The following is a 19,059-nucleotide window of genomic DNA, read 5'->3' as shown; positions in this document are numbered from 1 at the left end:
GTCTCAGAATGTGCGCGTATGGAGTATTACGAGGCCGCAAACTTCCTCTTCGACCTCCAGCGCTACCCACCGCGCAGAGGGACGGACGCGACACGCGCGCTTCTCGGGGAGCTGGGCGATCCGCACGATGAACTCACGTGCATCCAGATCGCGGGGTCGAACGGGAAAGGAAGCACCGCGCGAATGGTAGAACAGGTGCTCCGCGAAACCGGTCTCGACGTGGGGTTGTTCACGTCTCCGCATCTGAGCGACGTGCGCGAGCGAGTCCGTGTGAACGGCCGCAAAATCACCAAGAGATCACTCACAGAGTTCATTGACACAGTCCGCGAGTACGTTCTCGATGCCGCGAGCCGTGGAGAGGCTCCGACGTTCTTCGAGACGAACACCGCGCTTGCGCTGTGGGAGTTCGCCCGTCAAGAGGTGGATATAGCCGTCTTGGAAGTGGGGATTGGCGGGCGCTACGATGCGACGAGTGTTGTCGATCCCGTCGCGAGCGCTGTCACGTCCGTGACGCTCGAACACACGGAGATGCTCGGTGAGACCGTCGAAGAGATCGCCCGTGATAAGGCCCACGTCGCCGGTGAGCAGCCGCTGGTGACCACTGAAACGGGATCGACCCTCGATGCGATTCGAGAGGTTGCGGGTGAGGTTGTCACCGTCGGTAATGCGGAAGATGTCGACATTCGAGCGCACTATGACGGTCGGGACGGGCTGAGCAGTACCGTCAGTCTCTCTGGCCCGGACTGGTCAATCGAGGCGTCACTTCCACAGCTCGGAGCACATCAGTCGCTGAATGCGGGCGTGACGGCAGCGCTCTGTCGACAGGTCGCCGATGTCGAGAACAGCGACCTCGTCCGAGGGTTGGAGAACGCACATTGGCCGGGCCGGTTCGAAGTGATGGGACGAGAGCCGTTGGTCGTTCTCGATGGGGCACACAACCCTGGCGGGTGCGCGACGGCAGCTACAACTCTTGCGGAGTTCGACTACGACAATCTCCATCTCGTTTTCGGTGCGATGAGCGATAAGGACCACGAGCGGATGGTCGATGCGCTTCCAGAGCCAACGAACGTCTACGCCTGTGAACCTGCCACAGATCGTGCAGAAGATGCCGACGTACTTGCCCGAACGTTCGAAGGTACGAACGACCCTGAGTCGACAGCTGCTGCTTCCGATTCGCCGGACGTTACTGTCATTCGGTCGGTCGAGACGGCGATCGAAACGGCGATCGAAGCTTCGGGACCCGATGACTGCGTGCTCGTGGCGGGATCACTGTACGCCGTCTCGGAAGCACGCGAGCGGTGGGTGCGGACGGAAACGCCAAAGCGTGTCACTTCGATTGCGGAAGCACGGGCCACACTCGACGGCGCGGATGTCACGTCGGCTGGTGTCTGGCGAATGCGCGGGAAGGGCGTTCATTGCGTGCTGAAAGTTCGCGTTCAGCCCCGACAAGCCCGGTATCTCAAAGAGGAGCTGCTCAGTCTCGGCGGCGAATGTGCGATCTCTGGCATCCAATCACAACAGCCGCGCTATCTCGATGTGGTGCTCATGGGAACGCTCGCACAGCACAAGCGGTTGATCGAAAAGCTCGACGGGCAGCCCTATGGCTTAGCCGCCCTCGCACAGGATCTCAAACGAGCGCTCGGAATCCAAATCGACACTGACGCCAACCACTACCCGTGGGATGACCGGGTCGCGGTGATGGGCATCGTCAACGTCACGCCCGACAGTTTCCACGACGGCGGCGAGTACAACTCAACCGAGGCCGCCATCGCTCACGCCGAAGCGATGGTCGAGCAGGACGTCGATATCCTCGATGTTGGTGGTGAAAGCACCCGACCTGGTGCGGCTCCGGTGCCCGTTGCAGAAGAGATCGACCGCGTTGTTCCGGTCATCGAGCAACTAGCGGATCTCGATGTATACGTCTCGGTTGATACGCGCAGGGCCAGTGTAGCGCGTGCTGCACTCGACGCCGGTGCGGACATCGTCAACGACGTGTCTGGACTCGGGGATCCAGAGATGCGCCACGTCGTGGCCGAATACGACGTTCCGATCGTTGTTATGCACAGCATCGAGACACCGGTCGATCCTAACACGTCGATCGAATACGATGATGTGGTTGAGGACACGATCGATGCGCTCACAGAGCGCGTTCTTCTCGCGGAAAAGGCGGGACTCGAACGTGAACAGATCATCGTTGATCCTGGGATAGGCTTTGGAAAATCACCACAGGAAAACTTCGAACTGCTCGGACGGATCGATGAGTTCCACGCTCTCGGTTGTCCCGTTCTCTTCGGTCACTCACACAAGTCGATGTTCGATCACATCGACCGGTCAGCGGGTGAACGCCTCCACGCGACCGTCGCAGCCACCGCGATCGCCGCAGAACGAGGAGCCGATATCGTCCGCGTCCACGATGTGCCAGAAAACGTCGCAGCCGTCCGAACCCAGCAGGCAGCGACCAATCCTGACAGTAGATGAACCGACACACCTACCGTCTAGGATAGCCTAAAAGTACGTATGGACGTGAATGTCGAGTCAGGGCGTGACGCGTCAGATTCTGAAGGGTATGTCGTTGCCTACGAAACACGTCCTGGACGGACGGTGCTCATCGAGGAAACGAACCCCGATGGATGGATTGCTTCCAATATCACACTCGAAATCGAGTGCTGAGACTTTAGCAGGACTATTTTTGATCTGGAGCTGACTTGAGATGGTAATAGTATCACAATTTTACGCTCGACAGATCTCTTCTACAGTTTTTCTCTCGGATTCATGCTTGTTGTGAGTCTGTTCGGAATCGGGCTCCTCGTTTGGCGAAGGCTCCGGTACGGCTAGAGCTGGATCCGGAATTGTCTCCCGTTGTTGAGACAACGCCCCCAAACGAAGCGACAAAACAAGTATCCAGAAGACCGTTCACAGTGTCCCTTGTGATCCGCTGGCTTCACAGCTGAGTGTGAGTTCGAATTCACGGTCGGGTGGGCGTTGTAGCTCGCACACGCCAGCGACTGAGACAGGCGATCCGTGCGCACCCGTCCAATCGAGATCGAACGTCCCGTTGGGACCAACATTGGTCCCATCGGGAGCGGGTTGGATGCGACCAGCCGGAATGTGGAGCGGGGCCGCCGGTCCGAGTGTATCACTCCCTGATAGTTGAACTTGTACCGGAGCGTCTTCGGGCCCAACGCTCGTTTTGGGAATGTGTGCGGTGAGTGTCCCGGTACCTTCGAGTGCAACAGCGACCGACAGTTCGACGACCGTCGTCCCACCGTAGCCTTTCTTGGACTGTTTTGGGTCTGCACCAGCCCACATCCAGAGATGATGCGTCTGGGATTGGGATTGCTGATCATCACTGCCGCTAACGCGGTAGAGGACGGCAGCGTAGTCGATTGGAATGCGAATCTGTCGTCCATTGTCTGATGGCGTTCGAGGTTTCCGGAGCGTCCAGTTATCGCTCCACGCACCGACGAGTGAGAGCCGTTCTGTGCCCGTTGGTCCCTTCTCTGTACCCCAGACGCCGTGATCGTCGTACCGCTCGCGCATCTGATCGACGTACGACCCGAACGATGCTTCCGTGTATTCGGGATCCAATTCGGCGACCGATCGCTGCTTTCCACCAGTGACGCTCCGTTCTAACCGACCGATACAACCACTGGTGACGACGCCTGCAACACCACCGAGCGCTCGAAGAACGTCTCGTCGAGTGGACAGTACAGAGGAAGTGCGAGCGTTGGAGTGAGAGTGAGGACGGGGTGAGCGCATGATTGGTTTGTAATCGTGTTCGTGTTCGTGTATGCCAGAACAAGAGAGAGAATCAAACGCGTTTCGGCTGATGTGCTCGCTTCTGAAGATTCGAGTATTACAAAAGAAGAGACGAATAACGAACAAAGCGACCTCAAATGAACCGCATCACCTGAAAACCTCTCTTTTGAGCTATGTCTCTTCCCGATCAATCCACTTCTTGACGTGGGTTGGTTCGTAGGATGCAAACGCATCGAGTAACGTCTCCGGTGTCGGTTCCACGACGACCATCTCACGGTGGATCGGTTTGACGAATTCCTCCGAGGTAGCGTGATCGAGAAACGCGGTTAGCATATCGTAGTAGCCATCGATGTTCAGAAAACCGCACGGGTATTCGTGAAACCCGAGTTGTGCCCACGTCAGTACCTCGAATATTTCCTCGACGGTTCCGAGTCCACCCGGGAGAGCGACGAATCCGTCGGCGAGGTCCACCATCGTCTGCTTACGGGCGTGCATCGACTCGACGACGTGGAGTTCTGTGAGCCCCGTGTGGGTGACTTCCTTTGCTTCGAGTGCCTTCGGAATGACCCCGATCGCCTCACCACCAGCATCGAGGACCGCATCTGCAACGGTTCCCATGATGCCGACGCTTGCGCCGCCGTATACGAGCGCGAGATCACGTTCAATGAGTTCATCGGCGAAATCAGTGGCACGCTCTGCGTACACCGAAGATTGGCCCAAACTCGATCCACAGTAGACACAGATAGAGTTCATATTTGTAATCGCGTTTGCATCCATTCATATGTATCCATATCCACACCAGTTCGGACCAGATCCAGCGTGTAAATCGAGCGCTTGCGTGATACGAAACACACGATTGATTGCCCAAATCTGCGGTTTCCATCATTCAGACAAAAATGTTTGTCTGCGGTGACTCGATCGATGCCGAGCATCTAGTGCGTTTTAAGGTCGGGACAACCCGCCTTGCGAGTATGTTGGAGGTAATCGTCACTGCTCTCTGGGTTATGCTACCGGCATATGTTCCTAACAATGCAGCTGTGTTATTCGGTGGAGGGCGCCCTATCGATGGTGGTCGAATGTACAAGGGAAAGCGTCTTCTCGGAGATGGCAAGACGTGGCGTGGGACAGCAGGCGGAACGTTGGCTGGAATACTCGTTGCGGTTGTCCTCAACGTGATCGTGTCATTCCTGCGTGCTGGGGATTTTCTCCCAGTGTTTCCGCGTTCAGTCGTGGTGATGCTCCCGTTCGGTGCGATGCTCGGAGATCTGCTCGCGTCGTTCTTCAAACGTCGCCTCGGACGTGAGCGAGGCGTTGCCGTACCGGGACTCGATCAGCTCGATTTCGTCGTTGGCGCACTCCTTCTCGTTGTGCTCGTCGCCCCAAACTGGTTTGGTGAGGTCTTTACGCTGCCTGTGATCGCCGTTATACTAGTAGTCACTCCGATACTCCACCTGAGCATGAACATCGCGGCGTATCAAATTGGCTGGAAAAACGAACCGTACTGAGCCCTCAACTGCTTACAATTTTAGATTCAATCAATCCGTTCGAGCACTGCGTCCTCGTCGTACGCGAGCGATAATTTCCGTGATCGTCCTCGACCGTCGACACTCGTATATTCTGCATCGATGATGTTGAGCTGATCGAGCTTGTTGATGAGTTCGGAGTAGCGGGTGTATCCGAGATCAGTCCGCTTTTCGAATGATTCGTAGACGTCTCCTGCTCGTTCGCCGTCGTGCTCTGCGATTGTTCTGACGAGGGCGATTTCGGAATCAGTGAGATTCCGGAGGTGGCGCGAGAGATGGACGTATTTCGACTTATCGAACGCGCGTTCGACGTCTTCGAGTTCGACCGTGGTGCTCGCTCGCATCTCGGCGTTGAGACCCGCCCGACGGAGGAGGTCGATGCCAACACGAAGATCGCCGCCGGTCTCGGCAGTGAGCTCTGCAACGCGATTCAATATCTCCGAGCCAGCGACACCGTCGTGGAAGCCGCGATCGACGCGTTCGCTCAGTATATCGACGATTTCTGGCTCGTCGTATCTCGGGAAGTACACTTCCTCGGGTCGGAAGACGCTTTGGACACGCGTATCGAGTTCGTCGATGATTTCGAGATCGAGATCAGAAGAAACGAGGATAACGCCGATCTTTGCGCCGGTGTGTGCTTCGTGGGCGCGTAATAACGAATAGAGCGTATCGGACGCCTCTCCCTCGTAGAAGAGATAGTTGACATCATCGAGTGCGACAGCAAGCACCTCATCCTCGTCGACGAGGCGATCCGTAATCTGCCCGAAGAGTTTCTTAAAGGAAATACCGCTTGTGGGCGGTTCGTACTCGAACATATCCTCGAACAGCCGCGAGAAGACCGCATACCGAGTTGAATCAACCTGGCAGTTCACGTGCGAGACGTTCACGTTCGTGTGTGTTCGAAGTTCCGAGGAGAGCAACTGGAGTGATGTTGTTTTTCCGGTACCAGACGGCCCGCGCACCATCGCGTTCAGCGGGCGTGAGCCGCGGACAGCAGGACGGAGGGCGTACTGGAGCTGCCGCGTCTGATCCTCCCGGTGGAGAAACGTCTCGGGCACGTAGTCGATTTCGAAGACGTGTTCGTCCCGGAACACGGTCTCGTCCCAAGACAGCATCTCATCATCCGGCATTTCACTTTCACCTCGCTTGCGAGAGCATATAAGAGTTGGGCGCGAGTGAACGAAGGACGTTTTAACCGACCCCATCACCATCAATTTTTTATCATTCAGGTATTGGTTAGTACTTAGAAAATAGTACTACTCTGGATGGTTTTATGACCAGTTGCTGCCAGAAACAGTCACCGTCTCGACAACTGTACTCTAGAGCACACTACAGCAAAAGCAAGTTCACAGCGGTTTCTCGGTTGTATGACGATTCCTCACTCCTCGAATTTCGCCAGGAGCTGATCGTAGAACCGACCCTCGGCACTACTCTCTTGGGCGAGTTTTTCGACGATGAGCTCGGGTGTTGAGCGAGCCAGTCGTCCTTTCACGGGTGATCGATTAACTTGCAATTCTCCGTCGACGAGTCCGACAGCTTCGATCCCATCGATCTGCACGTCGATGTCGGCAGCAGCGCGAATCTCTCCCGCGAGATGTGAGACGAACACGCTCGTCGTGCCTTGTTCGTCCAGCGCTCCGAGGATACCAGCGATGATTTTCGCGCTCGCTCCTGGTTCCGTGATACTCTCGAGTTCATCGACGAGAACAAGTCGGTTCCCGGCTCCGTGGACGAGATTGCCAAACGAACGGAGCGTCGTCTCGAACGCACCAGCGTCGAGCGTTCCCTGATTTTTCTCCTGATAGTAGAGCGCATCGAACCGTTCCAGACGGACGTGCTCAGCAGGGACAGGAAGTCCCATCTGTGCGAGAATCACGACCAGCCCGACGAGATCAATGGTCGACGTTTTGCCACCGCTGTTCACGCCCGAGAGGAGTGCAACGCCCTCGACAGCGTAATCAACTGGCTCAACCGCCTCGAATGGAACGTCGAGAAGCGTCGAGCGTCCACCCGCAATGGTGAATCCACTACACACTTCGTCAGCGTCGTCCTCGAAAACGGGCATCGTGCAATCGAAGTCTCGGGCGAACCGCGAGAGAGCGAGCTCTACATCGAGTTCGAGTGCTGCACTGACAAGCCTCTCGACTGGCTCGCGCAAATCGGCGAGATCAGAGGCGAGATCGGCCTTCAGTCGCCTCGCACGACGATCGCGGGCTGCAGTGAGTTCCGTCTGGAGACGTCCGACCGGTTCCTCTCGTCGTTCGACAGGGAACGTCGGATCGTCTGCGAACACCCGCTCTGCGATCGCGTCGTAATCATCGACTGCGAGTATATCGAGAAGTTCGGACCGGGCGGCTTCGATAGCTGCTGTGAACTCATCAGCGAGTTCGCGTTCAAGCAGCGAATCGACCCGCGCACCCTGTTCGACGAGAGAAAGAAGGTCTGCTCCCTCTATCGTAACGTTCTGCTCTTGAATCGCTTCGCGGAGATGATCGTTTGCGACACGTTCGGCGCTGGAAACAGCGGTATCGAGGTCATCGAGGGCCCGCTGCAGTTGGACGAGCTCGTCGTCTCCAGCGATGGTTCCTTCGTCCGTGAGCCGTTCGAGACAGTCACGAAGCGCATCAAGATCACACGGTGGCTCGATCGCTGCTTTCTCATGGACCGTAGCAGCGGCGAGCAACCGTTCACGATTCGATGCGAAAAACGTGAGCAGCCGTTCGGGAACGACCTCCTCAATCCGGTCGAACGCATCAGGAAGTACTCGAACGTCACCAGTGAGATCGAGCCCGGCGAACGCCTCATCGATTGCAATAACTGTCGAATACCCCCGAGCGAGTTCAGACAGATCACGGGCATCTTCGACGAGTTCGATGCTCAGCTCAGGAAATGTCTGCTCTGCCTGTGCGTAGGTCTCGGCGTCACTTGTCGCAAGACATCGCTCACGCACCCGAAGATTGGATGGTGATTCCAGCGGTGAAACGCCAGCCAGTGCATCGAGTATCTCTGGGGCAGGCTCGCGCTCGACAGCCTCAGTCACGAACGACCGTACCTCATCGATGCGCGAACGTGTCGTGCTCGGATACAGCGTTTCGAGGTGTTTTTGCGCGTAGTTCGTAACAGCACGTTCCTGAAGCAATCCGAGCACTGATTGGTACAGTTCGCGCGCACGATCGGTCTGAAGGAACTCATCGTGATCGTCGTGTCGCTGTCGAATAGCACCACGAGCGATACGGGCCGCGCGACCGTCGCTAATCTGTGGTGCACGGGCGATTGCGGCGACATCACCCTCCCGGAGCGCACGCTCGGGATCGTCGAGCTGGGCGAGCTGTTCGGCGGTCGTTGCGCCGACACCCGGGACGGTCTCCAAGTCCATCGGCTGTCTCCTCGACACCAAAACAGAAAACTGCACCGCTCCGCACCACGCACTTAGCAACAAATAATATATATTCAACCATTATTATCAAGAATATTTTACTGATGTAATCATACTCAACGAAATCGGCACGGCTACTGGGATGAAATACGTCCAACGTCCTTTTTGTCTATCGCCATAAAGAGAGATCATGACCCTAGAGGAGAAGTTAGCCGCAGCCCGCGATGATCTCGCTTCTCGGGATGGTGTGCTCGTCGCTTTTTCTGGTGGCGTCGATTCGAGCGTCGTTGCTGCTCTCGCTCACGATGCGCTTGGAGAGCAGGCAGTTGCCTGTACCGCAAAGAGTGAAACGCTGCCGATCGAGGAGCTCTCTCACGCAGAGCAGGTGACCGAAGAAATCGGAATCCGCCACGAGGTCGTCGAGTTTTCGGAGCTCGACAATCCCGATTTCGTGCGCAACGACGAGGAACGATGCTATCACTGCCGAACGATGCGGCTCGGAAAGATGTACGAGACCGCGCGCGAACTCGGGATCGGAACGGTCTGTGATGGGACAAACGCATCCGATCCCGGAGACGGCCACCGACCAGGGTTACAAGCCGTCGAGGAGCTTGAGGTGTTCTCGCCGCTGCTCGTCTACGATCTCACAAAATCAGAGGTCCGCGAGGCCGCAGCAGACTATGGGCTGTCAGTTGCGGACAAGCCAGCGATGGCGTGTCTCTCCTCACGCATTCCGACGGGACTGTCGGTTACCGAATCTCGCCTCACGCGGATCGAAAAAGCAGAACGACTCCTCCGAACGTGGGGCTTCGAACAGTTCCGCGTGCGTGATCACGACGGGCTGGCGCGCATCGAAGTCGGGCAGGACGAACTCGACCGTGCGCTCGACAGCGAGTTTGTGCAAGCGGCGCGCGAACATCTCACCGATATCGGATTCGATCACGTCACGCTCGATCTCCACGGCTACGAGACGGGAAGCGTGAGTCCAGCGAACGAGCAGACAAATGAGACAGACAACACCGAGAGCGACCACGGAGTTGCCGTCGAGAAAGACGATGACGGTGCTGTTGACGAAACAGTCAGCGCGGACGTATTCGACACAGACTATCCGAGCGTCGACTAACATCAACACTGCTAGCGCATCGATACTCTGTCGGTACTCTGCAGAAACGTAGAGAGCCGACTCACGTACGCCACGCATTCGTGACTGGTTGGTTCTGACAGAATTTTACAAGTATCCGAGATTGCTCAGCCGGTCTTCGATTTCATCTGTATTCTCAACGACAGTCTCGGCATCATAGGTCGGGTCGTCCATCGAGACGCCATAGTAATCGAGTATTGTGGGAGTCACATCGAGGTGTGTTTCGAGCCCGAAATCGGTCGTTCCTGCCCAAATTCCTTGTTTTTCATCGTGAATATGTCTCCATTTTCCACGAGGTGCATAGCGCATTCCATGATCACTGAGAATGAGGACATCATCCGGATCGATCTGATCGATGAGCGTTCGAGTCGACGTATCTAGACGTTTATACGCTCGTTCGATATCTTCATCCCCTCGGTCAACAACGTGAAGGAGGCGGTCAAGGAGTGTGAACACAACGAAGTAGAACTGAAACTCAGTCTGTTCATCGAGCCAACAGACAGTCTCCACCTCCTGTTTGTGAACAGAAAATAGATCTTCAGTATAACTCTCATCAAACCCTCCGTTCGAGTTGTGCGTACGACGTGGCTCACCGTCGTATCGCTGTTGGACTGCTTTTTCTAATTGGTCTGGTTGGACGGTCACACTCGGACTCGGAAATCCACTCACGGTGACGCCGTCCGTTGGTTTAGGAGGATATGTAAGTGGAACCGCAAACGAGAGTGAGTTCGGAAGATAGTGCCAGACGCGTTTGTATCGTATATCGTCGTTTGTCGGTTGTTTGCCCAGGATGTGTTTACGGGCCCAAATCCGCGCAGGGACGCCGAATAGATTACGTGGGATTAACGTATCAAACTTTGAGAAAGCACGCAACACGTTTGGGTGTTCAACCATTCCAGTGAGAGTAGCGACTCGGTGGTCCCACATCGAAAGACCAGTCGTTATCGTCGTCCACGCGGTGCCACTATCCACCTCACGATTCTGCCAGATCGGCTCAGGAAGAAGCGTGTCGGAGGCAGAGAGCGAATTGAAAAAAGGAAGATCGAGATCACCAGACAGGTGTGCGCGTGTAGCAGCGTCCCACCCTACAACGAGCAACGATTTACCCATACAGTGGGGATGGGGTTTGATCACAAAGGCATTGTTGTAGATAGCTCTGCCTTGTGTCATAATAATGAACGAACGAGAGTTCTGAGGCACTCTATCTGCACGACGGACGACAACGAAAGCGATCACTCGGACGCTATGGTGCGGTGAGAATCACGATGTTCTCACTTGCCATTGCATCACCCGTTACGCCTTCGATGTTCTCTGGTGCGTTCTCCCACGGCAGCGTCTTTGTTGGAATTTCACGTGGGAGCGTCGATTCGTGTTCATACCCGACGTGTTCGCACAGTTCTCGTGTGATTAAGTGGGTCGGAATGTTCACCCGACTCATCGTTCGGTTTGCGACCACCCAAACCGACGGCTGTCCGGATTTCAGAACTTTCGCAACGTCGTTCATGACTTCGTAGTAATCCCGAACAAAATCCATTGCGTCGTCTGCCCGACCGTCTGTTTCCCGGAGCGCGTCCATCGTTGCACCGAACGATGGGGACCATTCCTCCAACGCCTCGATCGGTTTGAGATCACTATTCGGCCCACCGAGCCCGGTTTTATCGACCGCTTTCATTTCGTCGTATCCGTATCGTCCAGCGATGATCGCAGGGTCCTGACTGAACTGTCCGTACGCGACGGTCGTCCGATGATCGCCGTACGGTGGTGAAGTGATCACGATATCAGCGCTGTTTTCTTCGATCGTGTTCTCCTCATTTGCGGTCGCTGTCCGGGAATCAGCGTAGTGAATTGTGGTATCGAGCGAGTGATCGACCCGGTCGCTGTACGTTCGCATGCGTTTGTAGTTCGCCGCTACTTTCGAGCGATACAGATCGAACACATCAGGACCGTGGGTTTTCCGCTTCTCCTCGGGGAGCCGGTACCGTTTGTACTCTCCGTTGCGCTGGTAGCTTACGGTGCGCGTGATGGATGAGAGCGCCACTCGAAAGAACTGGGTGACATCCTCTCCGTACGATTCTTCGGCCTGATCAAGCTGTCGGCGAATATACCACAGTTCGTATAATTGCGGTTCCGGAAACCACCCGTCCCGTACTTGCGGTTCATCAGCAAACGTCAATGTTCCCGTTTGATACTGCTCTCGAATTGTGTGCAGCTCAGCACGTAGATTAGAAAGCAGATCGTCGCGGAGTGATCGAAGCGTTTCACGCGGGATTGGACAGGCTTTCGTCTCGCTGAGAACGCAGGCAAGCGGATTGATGTCGTTCGCCTGTGCGTTCAAGCCATGGAGACGTGATTCCACAGCGGTCGTTCCGCTCCCGCTGAAGGGATCGTACACCGTATCACCGGTCTCAATCACTCCACACAACTTGTAATAGCTGAGAAGTGTATCTGGAATCTGTGGTATCATCCGGGCAGGGTAGTTGTGTAGACCGTGTGTGAGATATGACGTATCAGCACCTTTAAATGTCCAGTCGATCTCCTCCAGAGACCCTCCCTCATCGAGAAACGTACTAAACGTCGTCTGTCGCGTGTTTTCGGACATTATTCGACCATCTGATTCTGTGGATTACTGTGTGGTAGCCGCTCTCACTTGATTCTATTCATTATCCAACATAGATAGCAGTTTGTCCGCTACGATAAGAAACGAGATCAGTTATCGTCATCATCATGACCGGTATAACTACATACTCAACGATAATCAATACAGTACGAATGACAACTATCGTTCTCATGCGACACGGGGAGACGGCGTGGAACCGCGAGAGTCGGCTACAAGGATGGGCACCAGTCCCGTTGAACGACCAAGGTCGTGAGCAGGCCAATAGTGCAGCCGCGTATCTCAATACGGACGGAATCACACCCGATCGGGTGGTCTCGTCGGATCTGGTGCGCACCCGTGAGACAACGACAGCGGTAGAATCGACGATCGATGTTTCCGTCCAGTTCGACGAGGCGTGGCGTGAGCGCGATTTGGGCGTGTATCAAGGCCTCCCGTACGAAACGGTTGCCGATCGTTTTCCTGCGTTTGGACTCGGAGAAGCAGGGGCAAAAGCAGCCGACCGAATTCCCGATAGCGGCGAGAGCCTTGCTCAAGTTTCAGAGCGTGTTGTCTCTGGCTGGCAAGAGCTGCTCACAGCGAGTTCCCCATCAGAAACTATTCTCGTCGTGACGCACGGAGGTCCGATCCGTCTCTTGATAGGACACATCGAGGGACTGTCGATCGCTGAATCGGTACTGCACAACCGGGCAGAGAACTGTTCGTTCACCGAGATTGAATACGAGGACGAGGCGAAAATCGTCCGCAAAAACACGACACCGTGGGCGGAGTGACCGTATTGACGGGAACCGACCCGAGCGGTGCGCTTACTCGGGGGCGTAGTCGTCGTGGATACGGTCCATCCGTGCCGCCATTACGAAGTCTGTCTTGTGAAGCCCATCGATTTTGTGCGTCCACATCTCGACGCGCACCTCGCCCCACGCTAGATGAATATCGGGATGGTGCCACTCTTCTTCGGCCAACTCACCAATTTCGTACGTGAATTCGAGTGCGTCACGGAAATCCTCAAACGCGTACGTTCCTTCGAGATGATGCTCGTCGACGACCTCCCAGACGTCATCAGCGAGGTCAGTCAGGTACGCCTCGTATTCTGATTCAGTGAGCGGTTCATCCTCCGAGGTACATGCTTCGCACTCTTGCTCTGCAAGGTCCGAGACCATACGTTTCCATACGACATTTCGCCTCTTGTACGTTAAGGACTATCCCGACTCGGGATCCCACGATCGATACGCTGTCTCGATGACCGCAGACAATATTCTCACACAGCCGTTCTCGATCACCGTACTCGTCGCGATGTTACGGCACACATCACACATAGATGGTGATTTTCGAGAATTGATCATACACCCACATCGGAAATACGTGACGTATAATTGGCTGTGCCGGAAAGAACATCTTGGTGTACACTGTGTCGCGCTCACCACCGTACGATCAATCGTCCCGCACTCAGGATTCGGATAACTGGCTCCAGTGGGCACTCTTTGGTCTCGGTGGTGTCTTTTTACTCGGCAGCATCATCGTCCTTGTCGGTGTTCCCGGACTGCCGCTTGGCGGTCTCACTGATACCAATTCGACATCACTGTCTCCGACGGACAGTGTTTCGCCCGTTCCGGACCCGACAGAAACTGAGAGACAGATGCCTGTGCCGACGGCAACTGCAACGAGTGAACCGAGCGACACCACGATCTACCGTATCAATGTTGGTGGTCCGAGACTCAAAGCCACTGACAATGGTCCAGACTGGCTGGCCGATCAGGAAAACGCTCCTTCGACGTATCTGAACCACAGGGTGTCCGATACGGTCGTCAACGACACACCGGACCCGATCACTGTCGAGAACGCCGTCTCAGCGACAACGCCTCAATCGCTGTTCAAGACATACCGCTTCTCTCGCAAACCCAAATTGTGGCAAAAAGAGATGGAATGGGGATTCCCCGCTGACCCGAACAGCGTATACGAAGTTCGAATCTACGTCGTTGAACCGTTTTTCACGTCCGGACAGTCGGGGCGGCCGTCTGAGGAGTCGTACAGTGAGGAAGGCCCCCGTTCGTTCGACGTCGTCATTGAGAACAAAACTGCCCTGCAAAATTACGAGCCATTCGTCGAGCACGGCCACGACGTGGGGGCGGTCAAATCCTTCGAGACGACCGTAGACGATGGAAGTCTCACGATTCGATTCCATCACAGAGTGGAGAATCCTGTTATCTCTGGTATCGAAATCATCGAGAAAAACCCAGGAAATGGGAATAATTGACGCGAGTAGCGAACAGCAGTCCAGTCGCAAGCCAGTAGATTGCAGCGATTAACCGCGTTTTGGTGGTGGTATCGCTGTCAGTTCCATCGCTGAAGGTCCATACTATCGGTCGCAGTGTACAATCGGCCACCGAGACGACCGACAGCGTCTATCTTCCGGGTGTCGATCGCTCCATCAGTAAGGACCTCGTCGTCAATGTGGATGTACACAACTTCTCCGAAAACCACCGTGTTTCCGTAGATCTCCATCGAATCGTACAGCGTGCACTCGAAGCTGACGAGGGCGTTTGCGACCCGGGGGGCATCGATCGTTGCCGCTTCTTCCCGATCGATCCCAGCCATCTCGAACTCGCTTTCATCGGCGTCGATCGAAGCGCTCGTTTTGTCCATCTTGGCCGCAACCGACTCTGTCACTAAGTTATACACGAATACCTCCGAATCGAGGGCGTTTCTCGGAGTGTCCTTGAGTTCTCCCTCCGTACGTCCCGCCGAGAACATCACAACAGGTGGCGAGGAGCTGATGGCGTTGAAGTAACTGTACGGCGCGAGATTGTCGACACCGTCAGCGCTTCGTGTGCTGATCCAACCGATCGGTCGAGGTGTGACCGTGCTCGAAACAATCCGATATGTGGCCGAAGAATCCTGCTCACTCGGGTCGAGTTCCATACAATCGATGACTGATCGATGTGAATAATTGTATCGAACATTACAAGACAGGAGAAGATAGACTGGAATCTGTATTCGTACGGACTTTTAGAGGGTAATTGGCGATCCGATAGCTGAGCATCGATGACTACTGATTGATCGACAGCAAGTTCGTAGCCGCCACCCTGCTTTTGTGCCATCCAATCGTACTGTCAACTTATGTCACGCGGAACGTCAGCGCTGTCCTACCACGAGCGTACGAGCCACACTCCAGAAGCGATCCGCAACAACAGCTTCAGTCTCGATTTTGAGAACAAACCGATCCCGTACAAGATCTACGAGAACCTCCCGTCCGTCGAGCTGTCATCTAATATTCGCCCGTCACAGCTCCCGACGTTACGCGCAATCACCGGATACGACGCAGACACAGATTCGAGATCAGATCCGGAGTTCGATCAGCACTCACCGTCGAAGACGCGTGCTCATCCGCTCGATCGTGCTGTGCTCACGCAGTTGTGCTACCTTTCGTCGGGGATCACGAAAACGATTCAACGAGGAAAACGAGAGATTCCCTTTCGAGCTGCGGCCTGTACAGGCGCGCTCTATCACATAAACCTGTACGTGATCTGTGGGTCGCTTCCTACTCTTGCGTCCGGCGTCTATCACTTCGATCCACGAACGCTCTCGCTCGATGTACTCCGGCGAGGGGATTTTCGCGGCGCGCTTTCAGAAGCAGGGTCTGCGCCCCTCACAATTGTCGCAACCTCGACATGGTGGCGAAACGCGTGGAAATACCGCGCACGAGCGTATCGCCACGCGTTCTGGGATTCGGGAACTGTTCTTGCCAATCTGCTTGCCACCGCACACGCGCTCGATATTCCTGCGCGCGCGGCTTTGGGCTTCGATGACGATCGAGTCGCTGATGTGCTCGGAATCGATCCCGCCCATGAGGGTCCAATCGCACTCGTCTCTGTCGGAATGGATGAGCAAGTGCCCGATACGCCCGCCATCGAGCCGATCGATCCCGATACGCGTCCTCTCTCGGAGAAACGGGTGGAGTACGAACTGATTCAGGAAGCCTTCAGCGCCTCGACGCTCAAGGACGAGAACGCCGTGCGTGACTGGCAGAGGACTCGACCGGACTCGAACAGTGGAACGGCCCGAGGTGATGGATGGCGAATCGATCTCGAACCAGTTGATGATGAGCGAGCGGCGAAGACGCCGCTGCACTGGACGATCCGACGTCGTGGATCCTGTCGCAAATACACTCGTGATCCCCTGTCGTTTCGCAAGGTGTCGACAATCCTCGACCGCGCGGTTCGTGGCGTCCCACTGGATGTGCGCGATCCGTCGGGGCCATCGCTCCAGTTCACCGACTGTTATCTCCTCATCAACGACGTGCAAAACGTTCCGAGCGGGGCGTATCACTATCATCCGGACGAGGGGGACGGAACGATCGAACTCCTTCGAGAGGGATCATTTCGTCGAGAGGCCGGTCACCTCGCACTGGATCAGGGCCTCGCGGCCGATGCCGGCCTGTGCGCGTTTTTCCTTTCGGACATCGATGCAGTCACCGACCAGTTCGGTGACCGCGGCTATCGCCTCGCACAGTTTGAAGCGGCGCTTACTGCCGGACGACTCTACCTCGCGGCGTACGCCCACCGCGATCTCGGTGCGACCGGACTAACGTTCTACGACGAGGAGGTAACCGAGTTCTTCAGCCCCCGCGCCGCCAGCCAAACGCCGATGTTCCTCTGGACGCTCGGTCGTCCCGCCTGACTAGATCAATTCGTGATAACGAGAGAGTTCGACACGTTCAGGGAAATTCTATCGCTCAATCGCGTAAATAAACGGCCCCCTATCCGAGCCCTCATCCTCATGCGAATGGACACGCAGAGACCACGTACATGGCGTACTGGTTTCCGTCGCGCGAATGGCTGGCGGCCTACCGCGAGCGGCTGAATGACAACGAAACATACGAGACGATGAGTGAGGGATGGGGTGTCGATTTCGAGGGGGATTTCGTCTTTGAAATCACAGATCTCCCGACTGCAGAGACGACCATCGGCGATCTTCCGGAGGATCTCTCTGAATCGCTTCGGGAAAACCTCGCATCGCTCTCTGAGGAACGCATCGAGGAACTGATCGCCGACGCTCCATCCGCTCTCGAAGAGCGATTCGAAGAACAGGAGCACGTCGAAAACGAACGTGAACGCTTCATCAGCGCGCTTTGTGGAACGACGATCGAGGATGCACCTCGTGTGACGTGGCCTGACCTCCGTTCTGAGTATCCCGAGGATCTCGCAAATCTCCTCGATCAACTGGATCGATATCTCGACGGTTCGACAGTGTATACGTACCTCGATCTCTACGATGGGAGGTGTCGCACGGCGGAGGTACTTGAGCAGACAGAGGAACGCACCGCTGGATTCGTGCTGACAGCTCCGTACTCGAAATGGAACGATCTCATCGACGGCACTGATGTCATCGAATCAGTAATGTCACAAGATATGAGCCTCGATGGATCGATCACGAACGTCATCTTATATCCGGAGGCTGCACAGGAGTTAGGCGACACTGCTGGACGGATAGAGACAAACTTTCTTTTTTAATTTCCTCGAAAGTGCTATCTCACGGACTTTAAATTACCACGCATGCGTGGCCGAACCCTAATGCGGATCTGTGCGTGATGATATCCCGTATGTCACAGGTTCTCCAATCAGATTTCACAGGACAGCGGGTAGATACCGGGAGCAAGTGGTATCAGCTGTTCCAGAAGGGAGTTGAACTCGGGACGTGGAACGTCGAGAAGCTGTTCGATGAGATCGGATTCGAACAAGATCGGGAGTCGTGGAAATCGCTTTCACAGGACGAACGGGATCAGATACGATATCTCCTCTCGGGTTTTCTCGACGGCGAGCGAGAAGTTGCCGGGGACGCTGCGACGAATCTCCAGCGCATTATGGGCGCACCGTGTCTGGACTCGAACACGGAAAAGGAGATGTACATGACAATGCTCACGCTCACCGAGCACAAGCACACGCAGTTTCTCGACATCTACATGCAGGAGGTGATGGACGACCGAGACAACTACAACGACCTCGATCCACGGCGCGGAACACGCATTCCGGTGGTGCAGGCGACCGGTCTGGGTGAGGTGTTCGAGCATCAAGGACTATTGACAGCGAAGGCCGCGAGCACGCTCGATCCCGTCGATATCGCCAAGGCGGCAGCGAACTACCACCTGAACGTCGAGGGGATTCTTGCGCGCGTCGGGGCAAGCGCGATCAGCCGATTCCCCCAACGAGCGAATCTCCCGCTGTTGAACTACGCCTTCAAATTCATCAGCACCGATGAAGGTCGTCACATCACCCACGGCGTCGAACTCCTCAAAGAACTCATTGCGAAGGAGCGAGCTGGGAAACCACAGTTTCAGGGCGTCGAGAAGGGCATCGTCGACACGCTGTATGCGGATGTGCCGTACATGGCTGACTTTGGCTATATGTTTACTGACGCACTGGATGACCCGCTCGGTCTCGATTTCAACGAGGTCCTATTACGCGGTGGCAACCTCATCGACGGGATGTACAACGAAACGCTCGGACTCGATGTTGACTACATGCAAGTCATCAGCGTCGTCCGTGACCGCTACGTAGAAATCGAAGAGTGGGACTTACAGAAACGAATCGACGAACGAGAACAGCACTACCAGCGAAAGCGTCCTGTTGCAACCGACGGAGGAAACTGA

General features: G+C 55.6%; 17 protein-coding genes. 9 read left to right on the top strand and 8 right to left on the bottom strand.

Translation table 11 applies throughout. The annotated features are described in order from the left end of the window. Positions 1-18 precede the first annotated feature (18 nt). The gene (gene folP, locus MW898_RS18490) at positions 19-2,478 is read left to right on the top strand and encodes a dihydropteroate synthase (RefSeq protein ID WP_248909595.1); all 2,460 of its coding nucleotides are present in this window, start codon (positions 19-21) and stop codon (positions 2,476-2,478) included. Between the two features lie 39 nt (positions 2,479-2,517). Next, positions 2,518-2,670, top strand: coding sequence for a hypothetical protein (locus MW898_RS18485; protein WP_248909593.1), 153 nt, complete (start codon positions 2,518-2,520; stop codon positions 2,668-2,670). 243 nt (positions 2,671-2,913) lie between these two features. Here the strand turns inward: MW898_RS18485 and MW898_RS18480 are convergent, their stop codons facing one another. Beyond that, positions 2,914-3,759 carry a hypothetical protein gene (locus MW898_RS18480; protein WP_248909591.1) on the bottom strand — a complete coding sequence of 282 codons (846 nt, stop codon included), beginning with the start codon at positions 3,757-3,759 and terminating at the stop codon, positions 2,914-2,916. A 171-nt stretch (positions 3,760-3,930) separates the two neighbouring features. Then, a complete protein-coding gene (locus tag MW898_RS18475) occupies positions 3,931-4,512 on the bottom strand; it encodes an LOG family protein (RefSeq protein WP_248909589.1) in 582 nt (193 codons plus the stop codon). Between the two features lie 218 nt (positions 4,513-4,730). On the opposite strand from MW898_RS18475, the gene MW898_RS18470 reads away from it, so the two are divergent. Further along, entirely contained in the window at positions 4,731-5,264 is a 534-nt protein-coding gene (locus tag MW898_RS18470; protein ID WP_248909587.1) for a CDP-2,3-bis-(O-geranylgeranyl)-sn-glycerol synthase, read from the top strand. A 26-nt stretch (positions 5,265-5,290) separates the two neighbouring features. On the opposite strand, the gene MW898_RS18465 is transcribed toward MW898_RS18470, so the two are convergent. Then, the gene (locus tag MW898_RS18465; RefSeq protein ID WP_248909585.1) at positions 5,291-6,412 is read right to left on the bottom strand and encodes an ORC1-type DNA replication protein; all 1,122 of its coding nucleotides are present in this window, start codon (positions 6,410-6,412) and stop codon (positions 5,291-5,293) included. A gap of 248 nt (positions 6,413-6,660) precedes the next feature. Beyond that, entirely contained in the window at positions 6,661-8,658 is a 1,998-nt protein-coding gene (locus MW898_RS18460; protein WP_248909583.1) for a MutS-related protein, read from the bottom strand. Positions 8,659-8,848: 190 nt separating this feature from the next. Here MW898_RS18460 and larE point away from each other — a divergent pair, with 190 nt between their 5' ends. Next, positions 8,849-9,781, top strand: a complete 933-nt coding sequence (gene larE, locus MW898_RS18455) for an ATP-dependent sacrificial sulfur transferase LarE (RefSeq protein ID WP_248909582.1) — start codon at positions 8,849-8,851, stop codon at positions 9,779-9,781. 105 nt (positions 9,782-9,886) lie between these two features. On the opposite strand, the gene MW898_RS18450 is transcribed toward larE, so the two are convergent. Together MW898_RS18450 and MW898_RS18445 are read right to left on the bottom strand one after the other, a co-directional pair. Then, positions 9,887-10,909, bottom strand: a complete 1,023-nt coding sequence (locus MW898_RS18450; protein WP_248909580.1) for an alkaline phosphatase family protein — start codon at positions 10,907-10,909, stop codon at positions 9,887-9,889. 133 nt (positions 10,910-11,042) lie between these two features. Beyond that, on the bottom strand, positions 11,043-12,398 hold the full coding sequence (locus tag MW898_RS18445; RefSeq protein WP_248909578.1) for a DNA adenine methylase: 1,356 nt from the start codon (positions 12,396-12,398) through the stop codon (positions 11,043-11,045). 170 nt (positions 12,399-12,568) lie between these two features. On the opposite strand from MW898_RS18445, the gene MW898_RS18440 reads away from it, so the two are divergent. Then, on the top strand, positions 12,569-13,186 hold the full coding sequence (locus tag MW898_RS18440; protein WP_248909577.1) for a histidine phosphatase family protein: 618 nt from the start codon (positions 12,569-12,571) through the stop codon (positions 13,184-13,186). Positions 13,187-13,219: 33 nt separating this feature from the next. Here MW898_RS18440 and MW898_RS18435 read toward each other — a convergent pair whose 3' ends face one another. Then, entirely contained in the window at positions 13,220-13,573 is a 354-nt protein-coding gene (locus tag MW898_RS18435) for a 4a-hydroxytetrahydrobiopterin dehydratase (RefSeq protein WP_248909575.1), read from the bottom strand. A gap of 248 nt (positions 13,574-13,821) precedes the next feature. Here MW898_RS18435 and MW898_RS18430 point away from each other — a divergent pair, with 248 nt between their 5' ends. Beyond that, entirely contained in the window at positions 13,822-14,667 is an 846-nt protein-coding gene (locus MW898_RS18430) for a malectin domain-containing carbohydrate-binding protein (protein WP_248909573.1), read from the top strand. A 77-nt stretch (positions 14,668-14,744) separates the two neighbouring features. On the opposite strand, the gene MW898_RS18425 is transcribed toward MW898_RS18430, so the two are convergent. Then, on the bottom strand, positions 14,745-15,332 hold the full coding sequence (locus MW898_RS18425; RefSeq protein ID WP_248909571.1) for a flavin reductase family protein: 588 nt from the start codon (positions 15,330-15,332) through the stop codon (positions 14,745-14,747). 198 nt (positions 15,333-15,530) lie between these two features. Between MW898_RS18425 and MW898_RS18420 the strand changes: the two genes are divergently transcribed. From MW898_RS18420 to MW898_RS18410, 3 genes are all read left to right on the top strand, one after another. Continuing rightward, complete coding sequence (locus MW898_RS18420) at positions 15,531-17,090, top strand: SagB/ThcOx family dehydrogenase (protein ID WP_248909568.1); 1,560 nt, start codon at positions 15,531-15,533, stop codon at positions 17,088-17,090. A gap of 128 nt (positions 17,091-17,218) precedes the next feature. Then, positions 17,219-17,923 carry a hypothetical protein gene (locus MW898_RS18415; RefSeq protein WP_248909566.1) on the top strand — a complete coding sequence of 235 codons (705 nt, stop codon included), beginning with the start codon at positions 17,219-17,221 and terminating at the stop codon, positions 17,921-17,923. An 89-nt stretch (positions 17,924-18,012) separates the two neighbouring features. Continuing rightward, on the top strand, positions 18,013-19,059 hold the full coding sequence (locus MW898_RS18410; RefSeq protein WP_248909564.1) for a ferritin family protein: 1,047 nt from the start codon (positions 18,013-18,015) through the stop codon (positions 19,057-19,059).

The sequence above is a fragment of the Halocatena marina genome, from assembly GCF_023276375.1.
In the GTDB taxonomy this organism is placed as follows: Archaea; Halobacteriota; Halobacteria; order Halobacteriales; family Haloarculaceae; genus Halocatena; species Halocatena marina.
Note: the sequence above shows the minus strand (reverse complement) of the source record. Positions and strands in the feature narration are given on the sequence as shown.

Bases quoted from the DNA above. Each gene is read 5' to 3' on its own strand.
- folP (WP_248909595.1), top strand. From the start codon at position 19: ATGGAGTATTACGAGGCCGCAAACTTCCTCTTCGACCTCCAGCGCTAC.
- MW898_RS18485 (WP_248909593.1), top strand. From the start codon at position 2,518: ATGGACGTGAATGTCGAGTCAGGGCGTGACGCGTCAGATTCTGAAGGG.
- MW898_RS18480 (WP_248909591.1), bottom strand. From the start codon at position 3,759: ATGCGCTCACCCCGTCCTCACTCTCACTCCAACGCTCGCACTTCCTCT.
- MW898_RS18475 (WP_248909589.1), bottom strand. From the start codon at position 4,512: ATGAACTCTATCTGTGTCTACTGTGGATCGAGTTTGGGCCAATCTTCG.
- MW898_RS18470 (WP_248909587.1), top strand. From the start codon at position 4,731: ATGTTGGAGGTAATCGTCACTGCTCTCTGGGTTATGCTACCGGCATAT.
- MW898_RS18465 (WP_248909585.1), bottom strand. From the start codon at position 6,412: ATGCCGGATGATGAGATGCTGTCTTGGGACGAGACCGTGTTCCGGGAC.
- MW898_RS18460 (WP_248909583.1), bottom strand. From the start codon at position 8,658: ATGGACTTGGAGACCGTCCCGGGTGTCGGCGCAACGACCGCCGAACAG.
- larE (WP_248909582.1), top strand. From the start codon at position 8,849: ATGACCCTAGAGGAGAAGTTAGCCGCAGCCCGCGATGATCTCGCTTCT.
- MW898_RS18450 (WP_248909580.1), bottom strand. From the start codon at position 10,909: ATGGGTAAATCGTTGCTCGTTGTAGGGTGGGACGCTGCTACACGCGCA.
- MW898_RS18445 (WP_248909578.1), bottom strand. From the start codon at position 12,398: ATGTCCGAAAACACGCGACAGACGACGTTTAGTACGTTTCTCGATGAG.
- MW898_RS18440 (WP_248909577.1), top strand. From the start codon at position 12,569: ATGACAACTATCGTTCTCATGCGACACGGGGAGACGGCGTGGAACCGC.
- MW898_RS18435 (WP_248909575.1), bottom strand. From the start codon at position 13,573: ATGGTCTCGGACCTTGCAGAGCAAGAGTGCGAAGCATGTACCTCGGAG.
- MW898_RS18425 (WP_248909571.1), bottom strand. From the start codon at position 15,332: ATGGAACTCGACCCGAGTGAGCAGGATTCTTCGGCCACATATCGGATT.
- MW898_RS18420 (WP_248909568.1), top strand. From the start codon at position 15,531: ATGTCACGCGGAACGTCAGCGCTGTCCTACCACGAGCGTACGAGCCAC.
- MW898_RS18415 (WP_248909566.1), top strand. From the start codon at position 17,219: ATGGCGTACTGGTTTCCGTCGCGCGAATGGCTGGCGGCCTACCGCGAG.
- MW898_RS18410 (WP_248909564.1), top strand. From the start codon at position 18,013: ATGTCACAGGTTCTCCAATCAGATTTCACAGGACAGCGGGTAGATACC.